The following is a 23,400-nucleotide window of genomic DNA, read 5'->3' as shown; positions in this document are numbered from 1 at the left end:
GGAAGAAAGACGTTAATGACTGAGATATTACCCGGCCCTTTATGGGATTTTGCCCTAGAGCTCTATCAACAGCCCGATATTGAGGTGCAGTGCTTACAGTTGCAGGATGAGTACGGTGTGCGCATCCCGATTTTGTTGTTCCTCTGTTGGCTGGATATCAGCGGCAAAAGGGTCGAGCCCAGTACCTTGGCTAATGTGCTTAAAGAAACTGCCGAGTGGTATGAGCAAGTGGTGGTACCACTGCGGGGAGCGCGCCGCTGGATAAAATCACAAGCGCCGCTGGATGAATCGCAAAGTCAGTGTCGCGGGCAGATTAAAGCGGCCGAGTTGGCGGCCGAGCGCTGGGAGATTCAACAGTTGGCTGAGCTGAGTAAAGGCTGGCCCGTCGAGCGGGCCGCGCCGCTGCTGCCTCGGGTGCAGAATTATCTGGCGGTGTGCGAGGTGCCGCCCTCGGTATTGCAGCGCACCCTTGTGTTGCTACAGGGTGCGCTCGCCCCCGCTTAGTGGTCGTCTTCGTCGAATAAACGGCCAGAGCTAGGCGCCGCCGGAGCATCCGGCACTGGGGTAGGTTTTAGTTTGTCGTCATCGTGAGGCTCGATCATCCCGGTGCCGATGTGGCTCGGTAATGGTTTTGGGCTAACCCCAAGCTCGGACGGTTGTGGCTTGGCAACCGGCTCTGGGATAACGTCAAAGGCTTGTTGTTGTACGGGCTCAGCCACGGGCAAAGCCTCGGTACTTTTCTCCGGCGCCGCTGGCGATGGTGCCTCTTGTTTTGCGGGGCTGACCGGTTTGGCTGGCGCCGATTTTTTTACTTTCGTTGCCGGCTTGGCAGCCTTGGGCGCTTTTTTGGCGACGGCGGCTTTTGCTTTGGCAGGCTTGCTAGTGGCGGCTTGTTTGCTCGCCGCCTTTTTGCCGCTCGCTTTAGCGGGCGAGGTTTTTTTTGCCGGTGCTTTGTTTGCGCTAGTTTTGGCTTTAGGCGCTGCCTTGGTAGCGCTTTTAGCGGCTGGTGTTTTGGCCGCGGCTTTTTTGCTTTTAGGCTTAGCCTTTGTCTTTGCGGTCGCTTTTAACGCTTTAGCGCGAGCGCGCTCGAAGGCTTTTGCCAGCGTCAGCTCCTGCTTCGCCGCTGTTTGCTCGGCTTTTGCGGAACTCACCTGCGCGTCGGCAGTCTCTACCACTTTCGCCTGTGCCGTGAGCGCGGCCTTGGCTTTTGCTAAGCGCGTTTTAGCCGCTGCAGTGGCCTTTGCTTTGGTCGCGGCCGCTTTGCGGGTGCGCAGCGTGGCGAGCTTTTTGCGAGCCGCAGCCAGTTGTTTTTGTGCGCTCGACAAAGCTTTGTCGGCGTTGGTCAATTGTTTGCTGCGCGCGGTGGCGAGCTTGGCGTTAACCGCCGCGATGTCTTTTTCGAGTTGCGCGACAGACACTGCAGTTTTTTTCTTGGCAGCCATAGTGAAACCCTACGTGTGATCAGAGAATGTTCAAAGAGTGTTACAGAAAGGGGTCATTCCAAGAAGATATTGTAGACCCTAGCGTATAAATTGTGTACGTCGCGAGCACAAAATTAAGCATTAACTATTGATTTTTTGCGCTAACTCCCCATGAATAGAGCTACAGGCGCGTTCGAATTCGCATTTATCAACCTAAACGCCCACAGTGTGGCGCAGTTGGTATAACATGGATGGGCTTTTTTTCTGAGTGCCGGATGGGCCGGCGAGCTGTGGCGTGCAGGATCCGTTGCAGCCGATACAACAAACACACTCCAATAAATAGGTATTGTATGTTTAACAAGCGTTTACTGATGGCCGGCGTTATCTGCTCGGCAACTGTGCTAGCAGGCTGTAACGAAGGCGGCTCTGAGGCAACTGATAAAGCGGCCGCGACCGATGCTAAAGCGACATTGACGACGTTGGAGCAAAAGGTTAACTACGCCATCGCTCTGAATATGGCGACTAACTTTAAACAGCGCGAGGTGCCAATCGAAGTAGACGCGTTTACTCAAGCGCTTACCGATGTGCGTGACGACAAAGAGCCCGCTTTGAGCCAGGAAGAGATGCAAACTGTAATGCAGACCTTCCAGGAGCAACAAATGGAGCTGCAACAGCAAAAGCAAAAAGAGTTAGCCGAAACGCAAAAAGCCGAAGGCGAAGCTTATTTGGCTGAAAACGCCGGCAAAGAAGGCGTGATGATTACCGAAAGCGGCTTGCAGTATAAAGTATTGGAAGAAGGCGATGGCGTAAGCCCTAAAGCAGAAGACACCGTGACCGTACACTATCGCGGCACTTTGCTAGACGGCACCGAGTTTGATAGCTCTTACGCCCGCGAGCAGCCGGCGACTTTTGCCTTAAACCAAGTCATCGCGGGCTGGACCGAAGGTTTGCAGTTGATGAAAACCGGCGCTAAATACGAGCTGACGATTCCATCAGACTTGGCCTATGGCCCCGGCGGCAACCAAGGCATTCCACCGAACTCGACGCTGATTTTTGAGGTTGAGCTGTTGGAAGTTGAGCCTGCCGAAGCACCAGAAGAAGCGGAAGCCGCTGAGTAAGTTTTAGCGTTAGCAGCAAAAAAACCGGGTTTTTAGCCCGGTTTTTTTATGCCTGCCTTTTATGGTTAGTAGCTAAGAGTATAGATATAACCGTTACCACTGACGGCGCGATAGAGCTTGGTATTGTCGGTAAAGCTCACGTCTAGCACGGAGGTGGGGCTGGCCTGCCAGGCGCTGAGCTTGGGCATTTGCCAGTGGTAAAGCTCTTGCTGCGCGTCGATATCCCACAGCTGGACGCGGCCATCGGGGCGGCCGGTTAACAGGTAGGCGCCGTCATCGCTAAAGCGTGCCGCACTTAAGCTGATGCCGCGAATAATTCGCTCGTGGCCCAGCGGTAATTGCCAGTTGAGTTTGCCCGTGGCGGTGTCGAACAGCTCAACGCGGTCGTAGCGCGCGCCCACCAAAGCGCGCTTGCCGTCGGGGCTAAGCGCCACTTGCTGGATCGGATCGTCAAAGTTGCGCTGCTGCAGCGGCTTGCCGGATTGGGTGTCCCACAGCTGGGCGGCGTTATCATCGCTGCCGGTTAGCGCTAGGCTTAAGTCGTCGCTTAAGGCGACGGCGTTAACGGGGGTGTTGTGGGTAAAGGTGCCAAAGGTGCCGCCGCGGCGCACGTCGTACAGTACCGCACGGCCGTCGTCTAACCCCAGTAACGCGACATTGCCAAAACGCCCCAATGCCATGGCGCGAATCTCTGAGCTGATACGCCAGTAGGCGACGGACTCACCTGTTGCGGTATTCCACAGCACCAGGGTTTGATGATCGGCGGTAATGGCCCAGCCGCCATCGCTGGAGATCGCGCTGTGCAGCAGTAGCCGGGTGGTATCACTGCTGTGGTTCCAGTCGTAGAGGCGTTCGGCGGGGGTAATTTGCCAGTAGCTACCACCTTGGTAGGTGGAGCCGATAACAGCGTGACTGCCGTCGCGAGCGAGGCTGGCCGATTGCACGCTGCGGTTGGCGACTTTTAGTTCGGCTTCGGGCGCCGGGCTACAGGCGCTTAAAAAAGGCAGTAGTGCGGCTGTCAACAGCAGCGGTTTCATCATGGGACGGGCCAAGATCAACGTGGCGCCGCGCGTGCGTGAGCCGCTGGCGCCAACGATGTATTAACTGGCCTGGACGACGTCTTTATTGGCATCGTGTAGCACGGCGATCATGCGGTCTTCGCCGCTAAAGCGTGCCTCAAGGGTCTCGCCCAGCTCAGACAGATCGGCATCAAGCGCGGTTAAGTCGTCCGTCTCTTGATACTTGTCGTTAAAGTCGAGCAATTTTTCGGTGGTGGCATCGACTTCTTTAAAGCGCTCACCGGCCTCTTTTAGGGCTTGCTCATCGCCAAATTCGCGGCCCTCGCGAACCAGCTGATCGTAAATTTCGAAGTGCCCGGCCGAGATGTAGTCGACCATGATTTCGCACATGCGTCGCAGCTTAACGCCGCGCTCATCGTCTCCTTGGCCTTTGGTGTCTGACAGAGCGCAGTATTGCACCAGCATTTGTTGACGCTCGTGCAGCCAGCGGTCAATGATTTGGCTGACACCGCCCCAGCGCTCTTTAGCGTCTTCGCAATTTTCTAACATGATGTTTTCCCAGCTAGCGATATTGATGCTATATCTATTGATCCAGTGTGGGTCAATCTTAGCACGATCAAACGCCCGCCCCCAGCTCTGCATACGCCGTTTTCAAATCTATGGCTCCGTTTGAAAAGCGTAGTCTAACCGTCGTACGCGGGAATCCTTATGCAGCCCGATTTTAATACTGAAGCTGCGCTCTGGCTATCATGCTCTCAGGCGTCGCGATCTTGTGGGATATAGTCTACAGCGCACGGATTGAACGCTGGATTCGGCGTGAAAGAGCCAGTGGTCAGCCTAAGCTGGGCTTCTGCACGGCCTGGATTTTGAGGGGATTTTTGAGGGGATTGTGCGGCTTTGTCTTTATTTTGCGCTACACGAAAAGCAGCCCGCTTTGTTGCAGGCCGCTTTTACTCTTTTACACTGGCGTGCTTTTAAATCGGTGTTTTATTCTGGGGCTGCGTAAGAGCCATCTTCTTGGTGAACTTCATTGCCGGTAATAGGCGGCGTAAAGACGCACGCTACGGTCATACCTTGCTCTTTGCCGCGCAGCAAATGCTCATCATGTTGATCTAGCATGTATATATCGCCGGCTTTGATTGGCCAAATTTTGCCGTCGGCCAGTGTTTCTACTTCGCCTTCACCTTCATAGCAAAACACAGCTTCGTAGTGGTTTTTGTAATGAATGTGCGTCTCCGTGCCAGGAAAAATGCGGGTAATATGGAAAGAGAAACCAGCATTATCATTGGCTAGCACCAAGCGAGTGCTGTCCCAATTGCCGTTTTCGGCGGTGACGAGACGGTCTGTTTTGCGTGCTTCTTCAAGATTACGAACGATCATAAAAATACTCCGTTGCCAAGTGGCTGACGATGACCAACCACTATCTACTCAATCAAAAAATGTTTAGCGTAACCACTAACTAGCAACCTCGTTGATACCCATATTCGAGAATATTCAGGCTCTGCCGCAGACCTGCATAGATAATGGTTAGCGGGCAAAAGCGGTGCACTATTTTGTTTGCCGCTCTGACCGCTGACTGCATTGTTAGACCATGTTCAAGCGCCTTAATGATGATCTTGTCGGATCCGCGCATCGGCCAGAATCGTGCTCAGTGGTGTACCAGCTTTTGGAAACGCTCTGCTATGATACGCCTTTTACGCTGAACATCACGTTCAAAGGCGTTATTACTCCAGTATTTTCAACATAATCCAAGGTGTCAGTGCGATCATCTCTGTAACCTCGGCGGCCTGTCGCCTGTTGTGCGACAGAGGGTACGGTCCTGTGGCTAAAGCATCTACGGTGACGCCGTAGGTCTTTAAAGGAATGTGCTGTTTGGCCGATAGCATTAGCGCGGATCGCATAAGTTGTATGCACGGGCTTCGATCGCGTTACACTCGTTGCCTAAATTGCCCGTATTGTTAATGGCTAGCTTGTTAATGGTTAGGAGCCCCAATGAATCATCCCGTTACGATCGTTCGGTCACTGGTGCTGATGGTTTTGCTGCTGTTGGTGTCGATGTCGATGGTGCAGGCGCAAAGTGGGCCTGAGGATAAAGAGGTCGAAGGCTCTATTTATATTCCGATGCAGCCGGCGTTTGTGGTTAATTACGGCGGTGAGGGGCGGTTAAAGTATTTAAAAACCGAGCTGTCGGTGCGGGTCAACGATGTCCACACGGCGGCGGCGGTGCGCCACCATATGCCGCTGCTGCGCAACGCGATGGTGATGCTATTTAGCCGCCAAACGGAAGATGGCATTACCACCCAGCAGGGCGTAACCCAGCTGCGCGAGACGGCCAAGGCCGAGATGATCGCGCTGCTGGAGTCCGAGCAAGCTGAGGGAACGGATGTACTGGAAGTCTACTTTAACAACCTGATTGTGCAGAAGTAACGACAGGCGCCCCACCGCAGCCGTTGTATTGGGCGTAGTAAATGGCAAGATACTCATCAAAGCTCTCGCGATCGGCTGCCTCTACCTCTAACTGATGTTGCTTTGACTGCTCGGCTAAGCGAGCAAAATGCGCCTGTTGCTGGTCGTCTAGCGGCCGCGCGGCAAAGTAATCCCGGTGTTGCTCGGCCAGTTGCAGGGTGTGGGCGTAATAGGTTTGGTTGCGCTCGGCCAGCTCGCTTAGCACTTGCGCCGCCGGGGTGGCTCGCTCGCCCGTGAGTTTTTGCCGCTGCTCGGCACAGGCGCTTTGGTACGCGGTACCCTTGTTGGCCTGATCAAGCAGCGCCGCGCAGCGCTCTACCTCTTGTTGGATCTCTCCGGCCCACTCGCGCATGTTTACCTCACCGCCGTTGCGTCGCAGCATAAGCTCGGGGTCGCGGCCGCGGTAGACGATACGCGCTTGGTTATCCTGCAGGCCTTGATACTCTTGATCGGTTGCTTCTGGGCTGTCTTGCAGTAGGCAAAACAGCAAAAATGCATCCAGATAATGCAGCTGCGATTCACTTACGCCCAGCGGCTCGAATGGGTTTAAATCGACGCAGCGCACCTCTACATACTCTACCCCACCCAGTTGCAACGCTTGCAGTGCCGTTTGCCCAGATTTGGCGGTGCGCTTGGGGCGAATGGTACTGTAAAACTCGTTTTCAATTTGCAGCAGGCTGGTATTGAGCTGCTTATACTGACCGGCGTCGTCTTTAAGACCAATATTTTGGTACTCGGTGTGCGACTGGGTGATGGCGCCACACAGAGTTTGCAGGTAGTTATCGAGGTTGTTGTAGCACACCACCAGCGATTGCTGAGCATCGCTTTGATAGCCCAAATCGCCCATGCGCAAAGAGGTGGCGTTGGGGGTGTGCAGGGTATGTTGGTCATCGCCGAAAGGTTCAAGGGCGTGCTCGCGGCCGCGCACAAAGCTGCGGCACACCGCTGGGGCGGCGCCAAACAAATACACCAACAGCCAAAAATAGCGTCTAAAGTTACGGATCAGGGCAAAGTAGCGATCGGTTTTAAAATCTTGCAGGCTCTGCTTGTTGTCCATATCGCGGGCCAGCTCGCGCCAAAAGTCGTCGGGCAGCGAGAAATTGTAGTGCACTCCGGCAATGGTTTGCATGGCGCGTCCATAACGGTGCCCCAGCCCCAATCGGTACACGGTTTTCATGGTGCCGCTATGGGAGCTGCCGTAGCGCGCCACCGGAATATCGCTGTCGGCCCCCAACGCACAGGGCATGCTTGCAGGCCATAAGTACTCGCCGCCTAGCTGGCCGTAGGTGTAACGGTGGACGTCATCGAGTTGGCCAAGCAGCGCGCCGATAGAGGCTTTAGGCTCGGTAATAAACTCCAGCAGCGCCTCTGAGTAGTCAGTGGTGATATGCGGGTGGGTGAGCGCCGAGCCGAGCCCCGTCGGGTGGCTGGTTTGCGCTAAGTGGCCATTGGCGCTAACCCGCAAGCTCTCTTTCTCGATCCCACGCAAGATTCCGCGTAGTGTTTGGCGGGCTTTGACACCGGACAACGCCTGTAACTGCGTATCAAATTGAGACAAAACGTTTTCCTCTGCAGTCCTTAGCGGATGCGGTCGTGGCGCTAAGCGCTAGCGGTAAAAAATAGCCGTAAAGTGTCGAGTGTAGCCAGTTACCCAAGTTAGAGCTACCGCGATAGCGGGGCCCAGTGGTAAAAAACCGTAAGTCTGATACAGGGTTAACTTTGTGACTGGCCGAACGGTTCGGCGCTAGCGCTATTGTCGATAGCGTCAGTCACCGTCGCCTCAGCCTCGCGGGCTTCACCGGCAACGGTGTCGGCCTCGTTTACAGTCGCTGGTGCTTCGACGGCGGTTAACTCCAGCTCCAACGAATCTTCACCACGCTTTTTGGGCTGCGGCGGCGGTAAAATATCCGGGTCGATCACTGGGTTGCGGCGCTCATTAAGCGGGCAGGCCACCAGAGAGACACGCTGGCGATAATCCTTGGAGCTGGCTTCAAACATCTCGTTTACCGCCTCGTCCTTATTGGGGCTGCGGTACAGGCTGGCCGGGTCGCGGCCATCGAGCCAGGTGCGCTGCTTGCTTAGAAACAGTTTGTCCTGATTTTGCAGAATGTATACGTCAGTCATAACTCACTAACTGTCACTGTTGGTGGTAGGAACGGCCTGGCGACAGGCACTAAGTGCGTTTATGGGGGCGACGGGGCCAGAATCAAGCGCCACTATTTATCCTGTGTGTCTAACCTTGGGATATCCATTAAAAAATCGGTTACGCCGATGTCCAGCCCGCGCTGGTTGAGTAGCGTGCTTGCCTGACCGCGATGGTGTGTCTGGTGGTTAAAAAGGTGCATCACCAGCTCGCCAAAGTCTCGCTCGGCGCCCTCGCCTTTGCTGTTGTGATAGGCCAGCGGGCGCTGTAGGTCATCGCTTTGCAGCTCGTCGGCGCTCCACTCAATAATGGCGCTGTCGATCAATCCGCGCGCGGCGCCCAAGGCGGCAAACGCCGGGTAAAGTTGTTGATCGAGCCGCTCTGGGGTGGGCAGCTCGCTCAGCGCCTGCAGGCTTTTGTAGCGAGCGGAATGTTGGGCAAAGCGCGCCAGCCACAATAAGTCGGTTACCACCATATGGTTGAGGGTGCCCAAAATCGAGCCAAAAAAGGCCCCGGCATCGGCGGTTAACGTATCGTGTTCGAGGTTGGCGGCGGCCGTAAACACTTGGCGGTTTAAGCGCTGGTTGTACCCGGCCATCAGGCGAATATGATGGTGAAGATCCACGTGGTTACTGCTCCTGTTGTACGTTATATAGGCGGTCGCGTTACCGACACTGTGTAAATTTACAGTAAAATGTTATGCTGTCGCTTCCGTCAGGGCAAGCGCCCTACCATACACCAAGATGCCAGAACTCACCCATGGATGCTCCTCACCTCGTCGCAAATTTAAACGATGCCCAGCGCCAAGCCGTTACCGCCGAGGCCGGCAATCAGCTGATTCTTGCCGGTGCCGGCAGTGGTAAAACCCGCGTGCTGGTGCACCGCATCGCCTGGCTGGTGCAAACCCAAGGCGTATCGCCCTACAGTATTTTGGCGGTGACCTTTACCAATAAGGCGGCCCGCGAAATGCGCGCGCGGCTGGACGAGAGCTTTCGCGACAGTGGTACACCCATTAATACCCGCAGTATGTGGGTGGGCACGTTTCACGGGCTGGCACACCGGCTGTTAAAAGCCCACTGGAAAGACGCCAACCTGCCGCAGAATTTTCAGATCCTTGATAGCGACGACCAGCTGCGACTGATTAAACGGGTGTACCAAAACCTTGGGTTAGATGCCGAGCAGTGGCCACCGCGCCAAGCCCAGTGGTTTATTAATGGGCAAAAAGACGAAGGTGTGCGAGCCAAGCATATGCAGGCCAGTTCCGACCCGTTTATTCGCACTATGGCTGCGGTGTATGCCGCCTACGAGGCCGATTGCGAGCGCGGCGGCTTGGTCGACTTTGCCGAGCTGCTACTGCGTGCCCACGAGCTATGGCTTAACAAGCCGGCTATTTTGGCGCACTACCAGGGCCGCTTTCCGTTTATCTTGGTGGATGAGTTTCAGGATACTAACTCGGTGCAATACGCCTGGTTGCGGGTTCTGGCTGGCGAGAGCTGCTTTGTTACCGCCGTGGGCGACGACGACCAGTCCATTTACGGTTGGCGCGGCGCTAAAGTCGAAAACATTCGCCGCTTTAGCGAGGACTACCCCGGCACTACCACTGTTAGGCTCGAACAAAATTACCGCTCCACCGCCAATATTCTTAACGCCGCCAATGCTGTTATCGCCAATAACGCGGGTCGCATGGGCAAACAATTGTGGACCGATGGTGAAGATGGCGAGCCGATCTCACTCTACGCCGCGTTTAACGAGCAGGACGAAGCGCGCTTTATTGTCGAACGTATTAACGACTGGGCATTAAAGGGCAATCGCAAAGACAGCTGCGCCATTTTGTATCGCTCCAACGCCCAATCGCGGGTGTTGGAGGAAGCGCTACTGCGCGAGGCGGTACCCTACCGTATTTACGGCGGTCAGCGCTTTTACGATCGTTTAGAAATTAAAAATGCCTTGTCGTATATGCGTCTAGCCAGCCGCCGCGACGACGACCCGGCATTTGAGCGGGTGATTAATACCCCGACCCGCGGCATTGGTGGAAAAACCGTCGATGAGATTCGCGCCTTTGCCCGTGAGCACGGTTGCTCGTTGTGGCAGGCCTCCGAACAAATGCTCGCCAACCGGGTGTTAACGGCCCGCGCCGGCAACGCGCTGGCCAGCTTTATTAAATTGATCGATACCCTGGGTGAAAAAAGCAGCGAACTTAAACTCGATCAATTGGCCGAGTCGGTGCTAGAGAGTACGGGCTTGCTTGAGTTTCATAAAAAAGAAAAAGGCGAAAAAGGCCAGGCCCGCGCCGAAAACCTCGAAGAGCTGATTACCGCGTGCCGGGTATTTGAAGCTCCAGAAGACGAAGAGCCGGTGCTGCAACAGTTTTTAGATACCGCCTCGCTGGACGCGGGTGAAGCGCAAGCCGACGAGTTTGAAGACGCGGTGCAATTAATGACCTTACACTCGGCCAAAGGCTTAGAGTTTCCGCTGGTCTTTATGGCCGGGGTTGAAGAGAATCTGTTTCCCCATAAAATGTCGGTAGAAGATCCCGACCGTTTGGAAGAAGAGCGTCGTCTGGCCTATGTGGGCATTACCCGCGCGATGGAGAAGCTCTATATCTGTTACGCCGAGACGCGCCGTCTGCACGGCGGCGAAACCTTTAATGCCCTGTCGCGCTTTGTCAAAGAGATTCCCAACGAATACCTCGATGAGGTGCGCATTAAAAGCACCGTCACTCGCCCAGCGCGCTTGCAAGGTAAGGCGCCGGCCAAACCCAAAGGGTTGCGTATTAGTGACTCGGGCTCCGATACCGGGTTTCGTTTGGGCCAGCGCGTTGCCCACAAAAAATTTGGCGAGGGCGTGATCGTCCACTTCGAGGGCTCCGGCTCTAGCACGCGGGTGCAAATTAATTTTAATGACGCCGGAGTTAAATGGTTGGTAGTGCAGTACGCTAAACTGGATCCAATTTAATGATGGGAACGGGGAACGGGGAACGGGGAACGAGGAACGAGGAACGGGGTTATGAGCTATTATTTGTAACCCGTAACCCGTAACCCGTAAGTTATCTTTATTTAATCTAAACAATAAATATTATGAGCAAAACACGCCGCTATCAAATTACCCCCCTCATTATGCTCGCGCTTATTGCCCTGTGCGTGATGCTGTTTGCCGCGCTGGTTATGAGTAAAACCGATCAGGGTAAAACTCATGTGGCGGGTGAGGCGGTAACGGCTGAGCAGTTTAAATGGCGTATGGTTACCACGTGGCCAAAAAACTTTCCGGGCCTGGGCACCACCGCCGAAAAATTCGCCAGTATGGTTGGCGATATGAGCGGTGGTCGGCTGACCATTCATGTGCATGGTGCGGGCGAAATCGTACCGGCCATGGGGGTGTTTGACGCAGTCTCATCCGGCAGTGTCGAGATGGGCCACGGCGGCGCTTATTACTGGCGCGGTAAAGCGCCCGCTAGTCAGTTTTTTACCACTGTGCCGTTTGGCATGAACGCCCAAGAGATGAACGGCTGGCTGTCGCACGGTGGCGGTATCGAGCTGGGGCGCGAAGTCTATGAGCCATTCAATGTTATTCCGTTTCCCTCGGGCAATACCGGCATTCAAATGGCTGGCTGGTTTAATAAAGAGATTAATACTTTAGCCGATTTGCGCGGATTAAAAATGCGCATTCCAGGATTGGCAGGCGAAGTGTTTAACCGCGCTGGTGGCACCTCGGTTAATATCCCTGGCGGCGAGCTCTACACCGCTATGCAAACCGGCGTTATTGATGCCGCCGAGTGGGTTGGCCCCGCCAACGATTTAGCCTTTGGCTTTCACCAAGTGGCTAAATATTACTACTACCCAGGCTGGCACGAGCCGGGCTCCACCATGGAGCTGATTGTGAACAAAAGCGCGTTTGAGGCATTGCCTAACGATTTGCAAGCCATCGTTACCTACGCCGCACGCGCCGCTAATCAGGATATGCTCGATCAGTACACCGCTACCAACAACGCCGCACTGGAAACCTTGGTAAATGACCACGGTGTCGAGCTGCGCCGCTTACCCGATGAGGTACTCCAAGAGTTACGCCGCATCACCGAGCAAGTGTTTATCGAGCAAGCCGAGCAAGACACCATGTTCGCCAAAGTGTGGCAATCCTACAAAACCTTTCAGGCCAAAGCCGCGGCTTGGCATAAAGTGTCTGAGCAGACGTATTATAAGGTGAGAGAAGAGACGGCAGAATAAGGGTGCGATGTTAAGAGTTAAAGTTTATGAGAAACCTGCAAGGAGCACGTTATGAAAAATGAACTAATTCACTCTCTGACCGAAAGCTTTGAAGATCACGCTCAGAAGACGGAAAACGGTGTGGAGTATTGGCTAGCGCGCGATATCCAGCATTTATTGGGCTACGCAAAGTGGGACAACTTCATCAACGTTCTTTCTAAAGCGAAGACTGCTTGTGAGGTCTCAGGACATGATATTTACGACCATTTTGCTGACGTCGGGAAAATGGTCGAGCTAGGATCCGGTAGTCAGCGGTATCATGCTGACTTGGTTAGCCTGCTATCTCATCGCCCAAAATGGCAACCCCGCTAAGCAAGAGGTCGCTTTTGCCCAAACCTACTTTGCTATGCAGACCCGCAAGGCAGAGCTAATCGAGCATCTCTTGCTAGAAGCAGAGCGAGTATCGGCTCGCAAAAAGCTGACGCAGACGGAAAAGGAGTTATCCGATGTCATTTTTGAGCAAACCGGTGGCAATCAGAATTTTGCGCTTATTCGCAGCGAGGGCGACACCGCGTTGTACGGTAAAAACACCAAGTCTATGAAGGCCCAGCGGCAGGTGCCAGATAGTCGCCCGCTGTCGGATTTTGCTCCCACCATCATTCTAAAAGCCAAAGATTTCGCTACTGAAATCACGATCCACAACGCCCGTGAGCAAGCCATGAGTCGCGAGCCGCAAATATCTCAAGAACATGTGACCAACAATCAGGCTGTGTACGCAATTTTGTTAAGTTGAGGTGTCCGCCCCGAAAGCCTGCCACCCGCTGAAGATGTAAAAAAGGTCGAGTGTCGTTTGGCGTCAGCGGATAAAAAGGCACTTAAAAATCCAGATGGGTTGAAAGAGTGATAAAGCTGGGTGGTCAGCAATAAGTGTTGGTTTGATTTTTAAGCTCAAACTTTGTAGTTGATAAGCGGTTAGGACGATGCGATGCACAGCTAGAGTTTCCCGCCGCGTGTGTCACATTATTAGCAGTAATAAACTTCATCAGGGACTGATTATGACGCATGTAAGAAAATCTATAATCGCACTTGTCACAAGTATGTTGTGCATTCCTTTGATGGTAAGTGCAGGTGCGCCACCAATATTTGACTCTGTCGACAAGCCTGCTTGGTGGGGTGAGTCTGGAGAAGAGTTAACTCCATTTGAGTCTCGGGATGATGTTAAAAACCAATATAGTCAAGAAGGTGGCGTTGATCGCGTGTACGTAAAGCGAGCGTTGTTGACAGCAAATTTAACGCCGGAGAACGAGTATTTAGTTAGCTTTGCTTTATTTTATGCGCCGTTTAACGAATCGCTGGCTAACGATATTTCAATTCAGATTTCTGAGTACTTTGTGCGGTATTATTTTTACCGTGATGAGGAAGGTTATTGTTTTCGTTGCTCAGGGAAAGCTAGTATGGTTGCAAGCGTTGTAGAGCGTCTTGTGCGTGGGTACTGTCGAGCCGGAAGGCTTGATAGCGCTGTGGATTTAACTAAGAGGTTTATTGCAGAGCGTCAATCAGAGCTCGATGTATCGTCTCAGTCTGGAATATATGCAACATTAACCCACTGCAGAGGTAGAAGTTTAGAGTTAAACGATAAAGTATATAGTGTGTTGGAAAAGGCTTATGAAGAGCTCTGGCCGTTAGCAAATTCAAGCAATTCTTATAATGACGTATATAGGCTCGGGCGATCTGTGGTGCAAGCGAAGACTGCCCGAGGTATAGAAGATCATTGTGCGCTAAAAAGATTAGAGGCCGCTCATTATAAAAGAGCAGAAAATATAGCGTATTCTAGAAGCTGGATGTTAAAGATGCTTGATTCTGGTGACTGGGCTGCGCACCTGTTCGGATTCAAAAATCTAGTGCTATTTGAAAGCGAAGATACATTAAAGTTGGCTAAAGAGATATTCCTAAACGATTTTTATGGTGATAAATTTCCGAACTGGAAAAGTAACTACGCTTATAATGAAGCCATATTTGGTATGGCGTGTCTTAATAATCGCGATTACGAATCCATTATCGTTTCACATTTTTACAATAATGAGCTTTTGTTCAAGAGCGAGCAGATAAAGTTAGTGCTTGAAACTATTTATCCTGCCGTGAATGGGTACGAGCGACGTGTCGACATAAAGGATATCGGCGCCGAAGTTGAGGTGAGTATTGGTCACTACCGCGGGCTTTTGGATGCTCACGGTCAAACCTTTATTTTTAAAAAAATAAAAATTAAGGGTAAGGTTTACTGGGTTCCTGTTAACAGCACGGGGCGTTGGATCGCATGATTTATACCTTGCCGATGAAGTTATATAACAAGCCATACTTGTGGCGAAGCAAGGAAGCTATATCCAGTATTTATCCGATGGCAAGTGATTTCACTTAACCTTTAAGGATGGGGAGGTTTCTTTAATTTGGATGGAGCAAGCTTTCAACCGCATTTTGTATAAGGTCCAATAAGTTCAGCGACTTATTAAATTAACCCTAGAGCTAAAGCAGGCATGATAAATTGAACACCCAATCAAATAGCTGGACGGTTTGCCCTGAATGCCAAGGGCGCGGTCAAAAAGTCCGTCGGCTTCGTAAAAAAGTGCGGCTGCGCTACCAGCGGGAGTTGGATGAATTTGTCCGGCTTAACCGCGAGGGGTTGGCGCCTGTTCGCCCTAAGGGACATCTGGATGACTGCGTCCATTGTGGCGGCTCGGGTTTGGTGTATTCGACGAGCCGCCCGGTGGCGGATGCCGAACATTACCCGCACGTGGCGATCATTGGTGGTGGTATTGGCGGCGTTGCTTTGGCGCTTGCCTGTTTGCACCGCCGAATCCCGTTTATGCTTTACGAGCGAGATAGCGGGTTTAATACTCGTTCGCAGGGTTACGGCCTGACATTACAGCAAGCGAGTAAGGCGATTGCGGGGTTGGGACTTTTTACTTTAGACGATGGGGTAGTTTCTACGCGACATCTGGTTCACACGACTGAGGGAAAAGTGCTGGGCGAATGGGGCGTAAGAAAGTGGAAGGCCGGGAATGCGAGTGCCGCAACGAAACGAACCAACGTGCATATTGCCCGGCAGTCATTGCGTTTAGCGCTGCTGGATGAGCTAGGTGACGGTGATGACGTGCGTTGGGGGCACCGGCTTATTGGTGTTAGAGAAGCTGACAGTGGCGGTGTCGATTTAAGTTTTCAGGTGGGCAGTGTGGTCGAGCATACCACGGCCGACTTGGTAGTCGGGGCCGATGGTATTCGCAGTGCGGTGCGTCAGCTATTGATCGGCGAAAGTGTGACCCCTTTACGCTATTTAGGTTGTATTGTGATTTTGGGTATTTGTCCGCTGGCGGATTTGGGCGGCCTTGCTCATGACTTGCTAGACTCTGCCACGGTATTTCAAACGGCCAATGGTAATGAGCGAATTTATGTAATGCCCTATACCGCCGACTCTGTAATGTGGCAGCTTAGTTTTCCTATGCCAGAGAGCGAGGCCATAGCGCTGAGCAACCAAGGCGCTCAAGCCCTAAAAGATGAAGCTTGCCGTAGAACACCGTGGCACGACCCTATCCCGCAAATTTTAGCGGCGACTAAAACAGCGCTGGTTTCGGGTTACCCTGTTTACGACCGCGCATTACTTGAGCCCGAACTGTTGCAGACATCAGCGCAGATAACATTGATTGGCGATGCGGCTCACCCTATGAGCCCGTTTAAAGGCCAGGGCGCAAATCAGGCGCTTCTTGATGCGTTGGCACTGGCTCGGGCGATAGCAATAGGTTGCAGGCCTTTATCTAATTGGCGTGAGGCGGGCTTGCGACAAAGTGTACTAACGCAGTTTGAAGCTGAGATGTTGGCGCGCAGCGCTATTAAGGTGCAAGACTCAGCCGCCGCGGCCCAGTTTTTACACTCCGATACCGTGCTTTATGAAGGTGATGAGCCGAGAGGCCGTTGTTTAACAAAAAAGAGCATAGACAAGTAAAATGTCAGTAACGGCAGAATAATTTTGATGCTTTCTCGCCGTACGGTGTTGCGTTACCGTTGATTCTTTTTCGGGGGGGGGTTAAAAGATATATTGAGTGCCTTCAGAAGAGGCGCTCTGTTAAGGTTGGTTGGTTGGATGACTTTGTTTTAGACTCTCGTTGCTTTATGTAAATGGGGCACTACGCTCTAGAATGCATGCAACTGTTTTCGTCAGTTGTTTGATTGTGGATAAATTTAAATAATGGATAGAGGTTTTACTTTTTAGATACCTCATCATAAGGATGTAACAACCATGAATAAATTGCTCATATCTTTTCTCTGTACCTTTGGCTTATTAAGTGCGGCACACGCCTATGAGCTTATTGAGCCTGTTGCGACAGAGGATAACATGCCTTGCTGGAGCAATTCTTTTCCCGAATACACTGAAATAATTGGCTATTCAAGTCTTGGTCATGTGTTTATGCGCTCTGCGGAACAAAACGACTATGTCGTTCTTCATCCCTTTAATGCAGCCGCAAAGTCATATGGTGTTTTTGCCAGTGTCAAAGCATTTGAAGAGAAAATCTTACGCGAAGAATCGTTTGAGCTGTTCGTTTTAAGGTCGGATCATGTCAACGAGGTTGCAGAGAAACTAGGGCCGCTACAGAAAGAAGAAGTTTACATACCCACGCCATATCCATTTTTAGGCGGTGACGAGGCCGTGGATTCCTACAGCAAAGGAAACATCTGGATAATGTTAGATATTGTCGGACAGTTTCACGATGTGTGCACATAGATAGCGCAGCATCATAACTTTGACGGTGCGGCTTTTTAAACCGCTATTTTTTGCCTTCGCAGGCGTTGAGATTTTATCAGGTTTTGCTACCAAGATATGGCAAGGTAGCGCTGCCCACTTGTTAAATCTTTACTCGTTTCTCCAATACTATAGGTTGGGTACACTTGGGTGACCGTTAAGGTTACGCCTTCAGCTTGTAAGGTCTTATATTCAGGAGGGTACGGCCATGTGTATGAGGTATTGCTTAAACCGGGAAAGTTCCATCCGCTCTGATCGTTAATATCCAGTTTATCCCCTACTTTTACACCATGATTGGCACCGGCGAATAAGTATAGGGTGTTGCCTGGTTCAGCAGTATTGAGTTGAGCGGGAACCATAAACGGCTGGCAATTGATTTTTTCTCCCAGATCATTCACAGAATTTTCTATCAGTGAGTTAACCACGTCGCCGTATGCCGTGGTCCAGAATCGAGGCGTGCCGAACCCCGTTATCTCGGTATAGTTGGCGTTCCAGAGCCCGATGTCAGAATAACTTTTATCAAAAATAGGCGCACCAGATAGGCCATCATAGACGACCATTCTAAAGGCAAAGTGTCTGGCTCTGCTGTCTTCTTTTACCTTGTTGGCTTTTGTCGAGGTGAAAAAGTTGGAAATCGCGCGGGTGAATTTTGCCCCGTGAGTCTGGCGATAGTAATCATCGGGATAAAGCATAGACATATCGAGGATCGAACCGGAAACCACGAGCTGTACTTGGTACTTTTTTGCCAGATTTTTTACGGTCTCGGACGTGGGAAAGTTAGAGCTTGCATAGCGGGTACGATTTGTCAGAAAAACGGATGGCTCGTCTTGCACAATAACATTGTAAGCAGGGTACAGTCGCCGAGACAGCTCGGCTGAAAAGTCTGCATCGATATTGTGTAGCTGACCTACCCGAGAAGATTCCGGCCGCTCCCGGGGAAACCCCGTAAATAACACGTCTTTATGATAATGAAGGCTCTGAGACGATCTGCAGTCTTGTATATCAGATACCACAGCCCGTATCGATACAACATAGAGGCCGTTGCCTTGATGTTCATCCAGAACCTCGATATCGCTGATGTTACCCTGTGTTCGTAAGTTGACCCGGTCGCTCACCAATACACCGTTGCTAACACCGGTTTGGCTATTCACTTGGCCACCGGATTTGATGAGTGCATTCCTGATGGCGTCTTCATAGGCGCTCAGCCTGGAGGCGTGAAGATCACTGCTCAGTGGCGCTCGGCCTTCGGCTGTAACTACATCGCCATAGGCATGCTGCCAGCCGCATAGGAGCAGCATCAGCGGAAAAACCCACCCTAGTGAGCGCACTTTTTGCTGCCGATTCATTCAGCCCACGCCCAGCCTTGGCCGCTGCCGATATCGTAATGCGAGTCTGCTGTGGATAAGGTGCTTATGCGGTTTCTTGGAGTGGGGTTATCAGCTGTTTTTGTCGTCGGTGTTTTGGGCACGGGGGCGGCAGAAAAACTCTTAAAGAACTCCTGATCAAGCGTCAACGACAAGGTGGTTTCATAGTAGCCTTGATTGGTTAGCCCTTGCGAGATGATCTTGGAGCTCTGGATATAGCTATCGACTACGGCGCGCAAGTGGTCATAGTTAGTCACAAAGTCAGCCACCTTTGTCGACGCCGAAAGTTGAACCCCCTGAACCCGCTCGGCTAAGGTTCGGTAGGCGTCTACTTCTGAGGCCCTCATCGCCATAAGCATTTGTTGCGGTTTGTTTTGGGTGTGATCGTTGGGTGCCCCATAACCCGTGACGGTAATAATCAGTGATTCCGATCTATTGCTGGTATGGGTAACCTTGGTTGAGCTTTGGGCGTTTGCGCTTTCGCCTGCCTGGGTGCTCCCCTCCCCGCTTGCGCACAGAGTGCACCTCAGTATCCCACAGCCATTTAACGCCACCAGCAGCAGCGACGCGGCCATAAGTGACCCCGCACGAACGACAAGCTTTTCCATATCAATATCCTTTAATGAATCTAAAAAAGCTATCGACCGGAGGTTGCATACCTTTAGCGCAGATATAAAAAATGAACGCTAATAACTGTTTGGCAGTGTTGCGGTGGGAATAGGCAGGTTGTGAACGGCTGCGTTGCGTTTGTGCTCTCGCTAAAAGGTGGAGCAACCGCGTTCTATAACACTAAAGGAGAGCTGTATATGGCATTGTTTCCGGCCATAAAAAAGGCCGCCCTTGTTAAACAAGGGCGGCCTTGCTAGCGTCTGATGTGCGTTTTACTGACGAATACCTTCGATGTGCAAAGTAAGCTCGACCACTTGTGAAGCGGGGCCTAAATCTTTGGTGATGCCAAAGTCTTTCATGCGAATTTCGGCTTCGCCTTCAAAGCCGACGCGGTAACCGCCCCAGGGATCTTTACCCTCGCCGACTTTCTCGACTTCGATGGTGATTTCTTTGGTGACGCCGTGCAGGGTTAAGTCACCGACAATATCAAACTCTTCGCCGCCGTCGTCAATGTCGCTGATGCGCTTGCTGACGAATTTCGCTTCGGGGTATTTCTCCACCTCTAAGAAATCGCTGCCGCGCAAGTGTTTGTCGCGCTCAGCGTGGTTGCTGTCGACACTGGTGGTGTCGATGGTCACGTTGATGCTGCTGGCTTCGACGTTTTTGGGGTCGTAGCTAAAGTCGCCGTTAAAGTTGTTAAAGCGCCCCAGCAACCAGCTATAGCCCAAGTGCTGCACTTGAAAGTTGATCGAGGCGTGCGCCCCTTTGGTGTCGATTACGTAGTCGGCGGCCATGCTTGAGCTAGCGGCGACGGCGCTACTGGCGATGATTACGCCGGCTAATGTTTTCTTCATCCAACCATTTGCTACTAACATTGCGTTCTCCTTAAGTGTAAATAAAAGCGTTACTGTGTCGTCTCAGATTTAACGGGTTTAAGCATGCGCACTAACGTGCGGTCGCGAAATAGAAAATGATGGGCCAGCGCAGCTAGGCCGTGAATACCGGCCAAAATAACGATAAGCCAGGCAAATATCCGATGGATAAAACCGGCAAGGTCGACTTGCGCCGGGTCGATTTGCACAAACACCGGAAAGCTGACCCAATTAAACAGCTGCGGGCCTTTGCCTTCGGCACTGTTAATGAGGTAGCCGGTGATTAACAGTGTCAGCAATAGCGCGTACAGTGCAATTTTCATGGCCTCGGCGGCGAGGTGCTGCCACTTAGTGGTGCCGGCAACGGCTTTTGGTTTGGGGTTAAATAACCGCCAAGCAAGCCGGCACAGCGTGAGCAACAACAACAGTAGGCCAATACTGACGTGCAGGGCCGGACCTTTGTGGTACCAAGGGTCGTAGTAGCTAAGGTCGACCATATAGATGCCGAGGCCAAACATAAAGACAATGGCGATTGCGCTCACCCAGTGAATGGCGATGCTGATGAGTCCAAAGCCACTGCGGTTGTCTTTGAGCATGTTGCCGAATCCTTAGCCCTTGGGTGTGTTAGCTTTTAGTGTTGGTTACGCTATCAAAGCTCGCGGCGTAGTGCGGTTAAGATTTGTTCGTTAAACGCGCTTTTGTCCGAGAAAGCCAACAAAAATTGTCAGTTTTCTGGTCGTTGCGCAGCCTGTTAACAAATCTTCTGCAACCACGGCTAATCGCGCGGTACTGGACGGGTGCGGCCGTTGTCATCGATGGCGACATAGACAAACTCACCCTCGGTCACTTTGGCGACTTCACCAGTGTTGGCGATTTTAATCCATACCTCAATGGTGATGTGAATCGACGAGCGGCCAACATCGGTGGCATCGGCATAGACGCTAACGGTGGCGCCGATGGGTACGGGGCGTAAAAACGCCATATTGCCGACGGCCACGGTCGTAATCCGTCCGCGGGCGATTTGCTGTGCGAGGATCGCCCCGCCTATGTCCATCTGCGACATCAACCAGCCGCCAAAAATATCGCCATAGGGGTTGGTGTCGGCAGGCATAGACAGTGTTTGTAGTGTTAACTCACCGTTAGGGGTTGGATCGTCGTCGAGACCGTGCATGGCCATAGTAGGAGTACCTTGTGTTCCGTGTGCGTAATCGAGGCGTTTGAGCCTGACAGATTGCTAAATATAGCAGAGCCGCCCTGACTATTGTGTGAAGTAAAGGACAGCCGAGCAAGAAATAAGTTTACAGGAGCTGCTTTGGCTGGGTGTGGCGAGCCGGCTATGTGTGCCAGGGCAATATAACTCAGCCCGCCTTGGTGGTGCCGAGGCGGACGGTTGATTAGCGCATCACCGACGGTAACCAGGTCACTAGCTGCGGCCACAGTGCCAATGCTGCCAGCAAACACAATTGCAGGGCAATAAACGGCGCGACCCCGCGATATATATCGGCGGTGGCAACCGAGTCAGGTGCCACGCCCCGCAGGTAAAACAGGGCAAAACCAAACGGCGGGGTTAAAAACGACGTTTGTAGGTTGATGGCAATCATAATGCCCAGCCAGATCGGGTCGATGCCCATGGCCAGCAGCACGGGGCCGACAATCGGCACCACGACAAACGTGATCTCGATAAAATCGAGAATAAAGCCCAGCAGAAAGATTACCAGCATCACCACCAGTAGAGCACCTATGTGCCCGCCGGGTAAATTGTTAAAGAGCTCGTGGATCAGCTCTTCACCGCCAAACCCCCGAAACACCAGTGAGAACAGCGACGCGCCGAGCAAAATGGTAAAGATCATGGCGCTAATACGGGTGGTCGAGCGCATCACGTCTAGCAGTCGCTCGCGGTTTAACTGTCGCTGACCGGCGGCCAGTATCATCGCCCCCATGGCGCCTACGCCGGCGGCCTCAGTGGGTGTGGCAACGCCGGTAAGAATAGAGCCTAACACCAGCGTAATAAGCACCAATACCGGCACCAGCGATAACCACAAGCGCCCACCGGTGGGCGCGCTGGGTAGGTCGGCGTCGCTGTCTAAATCCTGCGGTAAACTGGGCGCTTTTTGCGGAGCCAAGCGGGCCACCGCCAACAGGTAGATGATGTACAGCCCCACCAGCAGCAGTCCGGGAATCACCGCCCCGACAAATAAATCGCCCACCGACACGGTTTGTAAATTAAGTACACCGAGGCGCAATTGCGCCTGTTGGTAGGCGCTGGAGAGTACATCGCCCAACAGCACCAAGGCGATAGACGGTGGAATAATTTGCCCCAAGGTGCCCGTGGCGCAAATGGTGCCGGTGGCCAGCGACGGGTGATAGCCGTGACGCAGCATAGTGGGCAGTGACATTAAGCCCATGGTGACCACGGTGGCGCCGACAATACCGGTGCTGGCCGCAAGCATGGCGCCCACTAAAATAACGGACAACCCCAGCCCGCCGGGTAAACGGCCACAGGCGCGTGCCATATTGCCTAGCAGCGTTTCGGCAAGGCGAGATTTTTCGAGCATCACCCCCATAAACACAAATAAAGGCACCGCTACCAAGGTGTAGTTGCTCATAATGCCGTAAATACGGCTGGGGAAGGTTTGCAACAGGGCCGGGTCGAACACACCGGCAATGATGCCGCCGCCGGCAAATAACAAAGCGACACCCGCCAGCGTAAAGGCCACCGGGTAGCCCAGCATTAACACCAGGCACACTAGCGCAAACATCCACAGTGGCAAAAACTCAATTAACATGATGGGCTCCGCCAGCGCTAGCTTGTGGGCCGGCAATCAGTGTCCAGCTGGCGCGAACTAACTCGGCTAGTGCTGCGAGGGTGAGCGATACAGCAAACACCAGCACCAGCGATTTTAATAGGTAAACATAGGCGAGGCCGCCGGCATCGGTAGAGCGCTCGGCTACCTGCCAGGAGCCGGTCACAAAATTAAGGCTGATCCAACCGACAAATATCGCAAATGGCAGGGTAAACACAATCGCGCCTATGGCATCGATCCACGCTTGCGAGCGGCGCGAAAAGCGCCGGTACAGCACATCGACCCGAACTTGCGCACCGTGCTTAAGGGCGTAGCCCGCCCCCAGCAAAAAAACCGCGGCGTGCATATAGGTGACGGACTCTTGCAAACCGATCGAGCCGATGCCAAACAGCCGGCGCAGCACCACCACGGTCACTGTGGCGATTACCATAATGAGTGTTAGCCAGGCGGTGCTGCGGCCGCTGATTTCGGTAATAGCGTCGAGCACTCGCAACAGGCGCGGTGGCGTGTCGGCCGAGGTGTGAACGGGCGGTGCAGATGTACTCATAGGGTCCGGACGCAGCATTTGCGCCATCGTTATTATTGTTTCAGTCAGG

The 23,400-nt window shown here is 52.7% G+C and carries 24 protein-coding genes; 10 read left to right on the top strand and 14 right to left on the bottom strand.

The genetic code is table 11. The annotated features are described in order from the left end of the window. The first annotated feature begins 15 nt into the window (after window positions 1-15). The gene (locus AACY82_RS11020) at window positions 16-504 is read left to right on the top strand and encodes a TIGR02444 family protein (protein WP_339616865.1); all 489 of its coding nucleotides are present in this window, start codon (window positions 16-18) and stop codon (window positions 502-504) included. Here the strand turns inward: AACY82_RS11020 and AACY82_RS11015 are convergent. Further along, on the bottom strand, window positions 501-1,442 hold the full coding sequence (locus AACY82_RS11015) for a hypothetical protein (protein WP_339616864.1): 942 nt from the start codon (window positions 1,440-1,442) through the stop codon (window positions 501-503). The two genes, AACY82_RS11020 and AACY82_RS11015, sit on opposite strands and share 4 nt — an antisense overlap. Window positions 1,443-1,771: 329 nt before the next feature. Between AACY82_RS11015 and AACY82_RS11010 the strand changes: the two genes are divergently transcribed. Then, on the top strand, window positions 1,772-2,539 hold the full coding sequence (locus AACY82_RS11010; protein ID WP_339616863.1) for an FKBP-type peptidyl-prolyl cis-trans isomerase: 768 nt from the start codon (window positions 1,772-1,774) through the stop codon (window positions 2,537-2,539). Between the two features lie 65 nt (window positions 2,540-2,604). Here the strand turns inward: AACY82_RS11010 and AACY82_RS11005 are convergent, their stop codons facing one another. The 3 genes from AACY82_RS11005 to AACY82_RS10995 all read right to left on the bottom strand — a co-directional run bounded on the left by AACY82_RS11005 (window position 2,605) and on the right by AACY82_RS10995 (window position 4,938). After that, complete coding sequence (locus AACY82_RS11005) at window positions 2,605-3,579, bottom strand: PQQ-binding-like beta-propeller repeat protein (protein ID WP_339616862.1); 975 nt, start codon at window positions 3,577-3,579, stop codon at window positions 2,605-2,607. 60 nt (window positions 3,580-3,639) lie between these two features. Beyond that, entirely contained in the window at window positions 3,640-4,107 is a 468-nt protein-coding gene (gene rsd / locus AACY82_RS11000; protein WP_339616861.1) for a sigma D regulator, read from the bottom strand. A 438-nt stretch (window positions 4,108-4,545) separates the two neighbouring features. Further along, window positions 4,546-4,938, bottom strand: a complete 393-nt coding sequence (locus AACY82_RS10995; protein ID WP_339616860.1) for an ectoine synthase — start codon at window positions 4,936-4,938, stop codon at window positions 4,546-4,548. A gap of 612 nt (window positions 4,939-5,550) precedes the next feature. On the opposite strand from AACY82_RS10995, the gene AACY82_RS10990 reads away from it, so the two are divergent. Further along, window positions 5,551-5,985, top strand: a complete 435-nt coding sequence (locus tag AACY82_RS10990) for a flagellar basal body-associated FliL family protein (RefSeq protein WP_339616859.1) — start codon at window positions 5,551-5,553, stop codon at window positions 5,983-5,985. Here AACY82_RS10990 and gshA read toward each other — a convergent pair. The 3 genes from gshA to AACY82_RS10975 all read right to left on the bottom strand — a co-directional run bounded on the left by gshA (window position 5,960) and on the right by AACY82_RS10975 (window position 8,792). Continuing rightward, complete coding sequence (gshA, locus tag AACY82_RS10985; protein WP_339616858.1) at window positions 5,960-7,582, bottom strand: glutamate--cysteine ligase; 1,623 nt, start codon at window positions 7,580-7,582, stop codon at window positions 5,960-5,962. The genes AACY82_RS10990 and gshA overlap by 26 nt on opposite strands. 155 nt (window positions 7,583-7,737) lie before the next feature. After that, window positions 7,738-8,148, bottom strand: a complete 411-nt coding sequence (locus AACY82_RS10980) for a hypothetical protein (protein WP_339616857.1) — start codon at window positions 8,146-8,148, stop codon at window positions 7,738-7,740. A 92-nt stretch (window positions 8,149-8,240) separates the two neighbouring features. After that, entirely contained in the window at window positions 8,241-8,792 is a 552-nt protein-coding gene (locus AACY82_RS10975; protein ID WP_339616856.1) for a DinB family protein, read from the bottom strand. 134 nt (window positions 8,793-8,926) lie between these two features. On the opposite strand from AACY82_RS10975, the gene uvrD reads away from it, so the two are divergent. The 7 genes from uvrD to AACY82_RS10940 all read left to right on the top strand — a co-directional run bounded on the left by uvrD (window position 8,927) and on the right by AACY82_RS10940 (window position 17,137). Further along, window positions 8,927-11,122, top strand: coding sequence for a DNA helicase II (gene uvrD, locus AACY82_RS10970; RefSeq protein ID WP_339616855.1), 2,196 nt, complete (start codon window positions 8,927-8,929; stop codon window positions 11,120-11,122). A 122-nt stretch (window positions 11,123-11,244) separates the two neighbouring features. Continuing rightward, window positions 11,245-12,387, top strand: coding sequence for a TRAP transporter substrate-binding protein (locus AACY82_RS10965; RefSeq protein WP_339616854.1), 1,143 nt, complete (start codon window positions 11,245-11,247; stop codon window positions 12,385-12,387). Window positions 12,388-12,438: 51 nt separating this feature from the next. Then, window positions 12,439-12,738, top strand: coding sequence for a hypothetical protein (locus AACY82_RS10960; protein ID WP_339616853.1), 300 nt, complete (start codon window positions 12,439-12,441; stop codon window positions 12,736-12,738). After that, window positions 12,686-13,159 carry a hypothetical protein gene (locus AACY82_RS10955; protein ID WP_339616852.1) on the top strand — a complete coding sequence of 158 codons (474 nt, stop codon included), beginning with the start codon at window positions 12,686-12,688 and terminating at the stop codon, window positions 13,157-13,159. The genes AACY82_RS10960 and AACY82_RS10955 overlap by 53 nt, the downstream gene beginning before the upstream one ends. Before the next feature lie 262 nt (window positions 13,160-13,421). Next, complete coding sequence (locus AACY82_RS10950) at window positions 13,422-14,684, top strand: hypothetical protein (RefSeq protein ID WP_339616851.1); 1,263 nt, start codon at window positions 13,422-13,424, stop codon at window positions 14,682-14,684. Between the two features lie 221 nt (window positions 14,685-14,905). After that, on the top strand, window positions 14,906-16,360 hold the full coding sequence (locus AACY82_RS10945) for an FAD-dependent monooxygenase (RefSeq protein ID WP_339616850.1): 1,455 nt from the start codon (window positions 14,906-14,908) through the stop codon (window positions 16,358-16,360). 294 nt (window positions 16,361-16,654) lie between these two features. After that, the gene (locus AACY82_RS10940; RefSeq protein ID WP_339616849.1) at window positions 16,655-17,137 is read left to right on the top strand and encodes a T6SS immunity protein Tdi1 domain-containing protein; all 483 of its coding nucleotides are present in this window, start codon (window positions 16,655-16,657) and stop codon (window positions 17,135-17,137) included. Between the two features lie 86 nt (window positions 17,138-17,223). Here the strand turns inward: AACY82_RS10940 and AACY82_RS10935 are convergent, their stop codons facing one another. The 7 genes from AACY82_RS10935 to AACY82_RS10905 form a co-directional block, all read right to left on the bottom strand. After that, the gene (locus AACY82_RS10935) at window positions 17,224-18,501 is read right to left on the bottom strand and encodes a flagellar assembly protein T N-terminal domain-containing protein (RefSeq protein WP_339616848.1); all 1,278 of its coding nucleotides are present in this window, start codon (window positions 18,499-18,501) and stop codon (window positions 17,224-17,226) included. Continuing rightward, window positions 18,498-19,127: an LPP20 family lipoprotein gene (locus AACY82_RS10930; protein ID WP_339616847.1), complete on the bottom strand. Its 630-nt coding sequence runs from the start codon at window positions 19,125-19,127 to the stop codon at window positions 18,498-18,500. The genes AACY82_RS10935 and AACY82_RS10930 overlap by 4 nt, the downstream gene beginning before the upstream one ends. Window positions 19,128-19,400: 273 nt before the next feature. Further along, complete coding sequence (locus tag AACY82_RS10925) at window positions 19,401-19,982, bottom strand: YceI family protein (RefSeq protein ID WP_339616965.1); 582 nt, start codon at window positions 19,980-19,982, stop codon at window positions 19,401-19,403. 50 nt (window positions 19,983-20,032) lie between these two features. After that, a complete protein-coding gene (locus tag AACY82_RS10920) occupies window positions 20,033-20,596 on the bottom strand; it encodes a cytochrome b (RefSeq protein WP_339616846.1) in 564 nt (187 codons plus the stop codon). 179 nt (window positions 20,597-20,775) lie between these two features. Further along, window positions 20,776-21,171, bottom strand: a complete 396-nt coding sequence (locus AACY82_RS10915; protein WP_339616964.1) for an acyl-CoA thioesterase — start codon at window positions 21,169-21,171, stop codon at window positions 20,776-20,778. A 223-nt stretch (window positions 21,172-21,394) separates the two neighbouring features. Continuing rightward, complete coding sequence (locus AACY82_RS10910) at window positions 21,395-22,786, bottom strand: TRAP transporter large permease subunit (protein ID WP_339616845.1); 1,392 nt, start codon at window positions 22,784-22,786, stop codon at window positions 21,395-21,397. After that, complete coding sequence (locus tag AACY82_RS10905; RefSeq protein ID WP_339616844.1) at window positions 22,776-23,351, bottom strand: TRAP transporter small permease subunit; 576 nt, start codon at window positions 23,349-23,351, stop codon at window positions 22,776-22,778. The genes AACY82_RS10910 and AACY82_RS10905 overlap by 11 nt, the downstream gene beginning before the upstream one ends. Window positions 23,352-23,400: the final 49 nt, after the last annotated feature.

The organism is uncultured Gilvimarinus sp. (assembly GCF_963972205.1).
GTDB classification, from domain to species: Bacteria; Pseudomonadota; Gammaproteobacteria; order Pseudomonadales; family Cellvibrionaceae; genus Gilvimarinus; species Gilvimarinus japonicus.
Note: the sequence above shows the minus strand (reverse complement) of the source record. Positions and strands in the feature narration are given on the sequence as shown.

What these genes read in the sequence shown, in the direction of transcription:
- uvrD (WP_339616855.1), top strand. Translation starts at nt 8,927, where the DNA reads ATGGATGCTCCTCACCTCGTCGCAAATTTAAACGATGCCCAGCGCCAA.
- AACY82_RS10960 (WP_339616853.1), top strand. Translation starts at nt 12,439, where the DNA reads ATGAAAAATGAACTAATTCACTCTCTGACCGAAAGCTTTGAAGATCAC.
- rsd (WP_339616861.1), bottom strand. Translation starts at nt 4,107, where the DNA reads ATGTTAGAAAATTGCGAAGACGCTAAAGAGCGCTGGGGCGGTGTCAGC.
- AACY82_RS10920 (WP_339616846.1), bottom strand. Translation starts at nt 20,596, where the DNA reads ATGCTCAAAGACAACCGCAGTGGCTTTGGACTCATCAGCATCGCCATT.
- AACY82_RS10995 (WP_339616860.1), bottom strand. Translation starts at nt 4,938, where the DNA reads ATGATCGTTCGTAATCTTGAAGAAGCACGCAAAACAGACCGTCTCGTC.
- AACY82_RS10935 (WP_339616848.1), bottom strand. Translation starts at nt 18,501, where the DNA reads ATGAATCGGCAGCAAAAAGTGCGCTCACTAGGGTGGGTTTTTCCGCTG.
- AACY82_RS11020 (WP_339616865.1), top strand. Translation starts at nt 16, where the DNA reads ATGACTGAGATATTACCCGGCCCTTTATGGGATTTTGCCCTAGAGCTC.
- AACY82_RS10930 (WP_339616847.1), bottom strand. Translation starts at nt 19,127, where the DNA reads ATGGAAAAGCTTGTCGTTCGTGCGGGGTCACTTATGGCCGCGTCGCTG.
- AACY82_RS11010 (WP_339616863.1), top strand. Translation starts at nt 1,772, where the DNA reads ATGTTTAACAAGCGTTTACTGATGGCCGGCGTTATCTGCTCGGCAACT.
- AACY82_RS11005 (WP_339616862.1), bottom strand. Translation starts at nt 3,579, where the DNA reads ATGATGAAACCGCTGCTGTTGACAGCCGCACTACTGCCTTTTTTAAGC.
- AACY82_RS10940 (WP_339616849.1), top strand. Translation starts at nt 16,655, where the DNA reads ATGAATAAATTGCTCATATCTTTTCTCTGTACCTTTGGCTTATTAAGT.
- AACY82_RS10925 (WP_339616965.1), bottom strand. Translation starts at nt 19,982, where the DNA reads ATGAAGAAAACATTAGCCGGCGTAATCATCGCCAGTAGCGCCGTCGCC.
- AACY82_RS10965 (WP_339616854.1), top strand. Translation starts at nt 11,245, where the DNA reads ATGAGCAAAACACGCCGCTATCAAATTACCCCCCTCATTATGCTCGCG.
- AACY82_RS11015 (WP_339616864.1), bottom strand. Translation starts at nt 1,442, where the DNA reads ATGGCTGCCAAGAAAAAAACTGCAGTGTCTGTCGCGCAACTCGAAAAA.
- AACY82_RS10955 (WP_339616852.1), top strand. Translation starts at nt 12,686, where the DNA reads ATGCTGACTTGGTTAGCCTGCTATCTCATCGCCCAAAATGGCAACCCC.
- AACY82_RS10980 (WP_339616857.1), bottom strand. Translation starts at nt 8,148, where the DNA reads ATGACTGACGTATACATTCTGCAAAATCAGGACAAACTGTTTCTAAGC.
- AACY82_RS10915 (WP_339616964.1), bottom strand. Translation starts at nt 21,171, where the DNA reads ATGCACGGTCTCGACGACGATCCAACCCCTAACGGTGAGTTAACACTA.
- AACY82_RS10990 (WP_339616859.1), top strand. Translation starts at nt 5,551, where the DNA reads ATGAATCATCCCGTTACGATCGTTCGGTCACTGGTGCTGATGGTTTTG.
- AACY82_RS10910 (WP_339616845.1), bottom strand. Translation starts at nt 22,786, where the DNA reads ATGTTAATTGAGTTTTTGCCACTGTGGATGTTTGCGCTAGTGTGCCTG.
- AACY82_RS10950 (WP_339616851.1), top strand. Translation starts at nt 13,422, where the DNA reads ATGACGCATGTAAGAAAATCTATAATCGCACTTGTCACAAGTATGTTG.
- AACY82_RS10905 (WP_339616844.1), bottom strand. Translation starts at nt 23,351, where the DNA reads ATGAGTACATCTGCACCGCCCGTTCACACCTCGGCCGACACGCCACCG.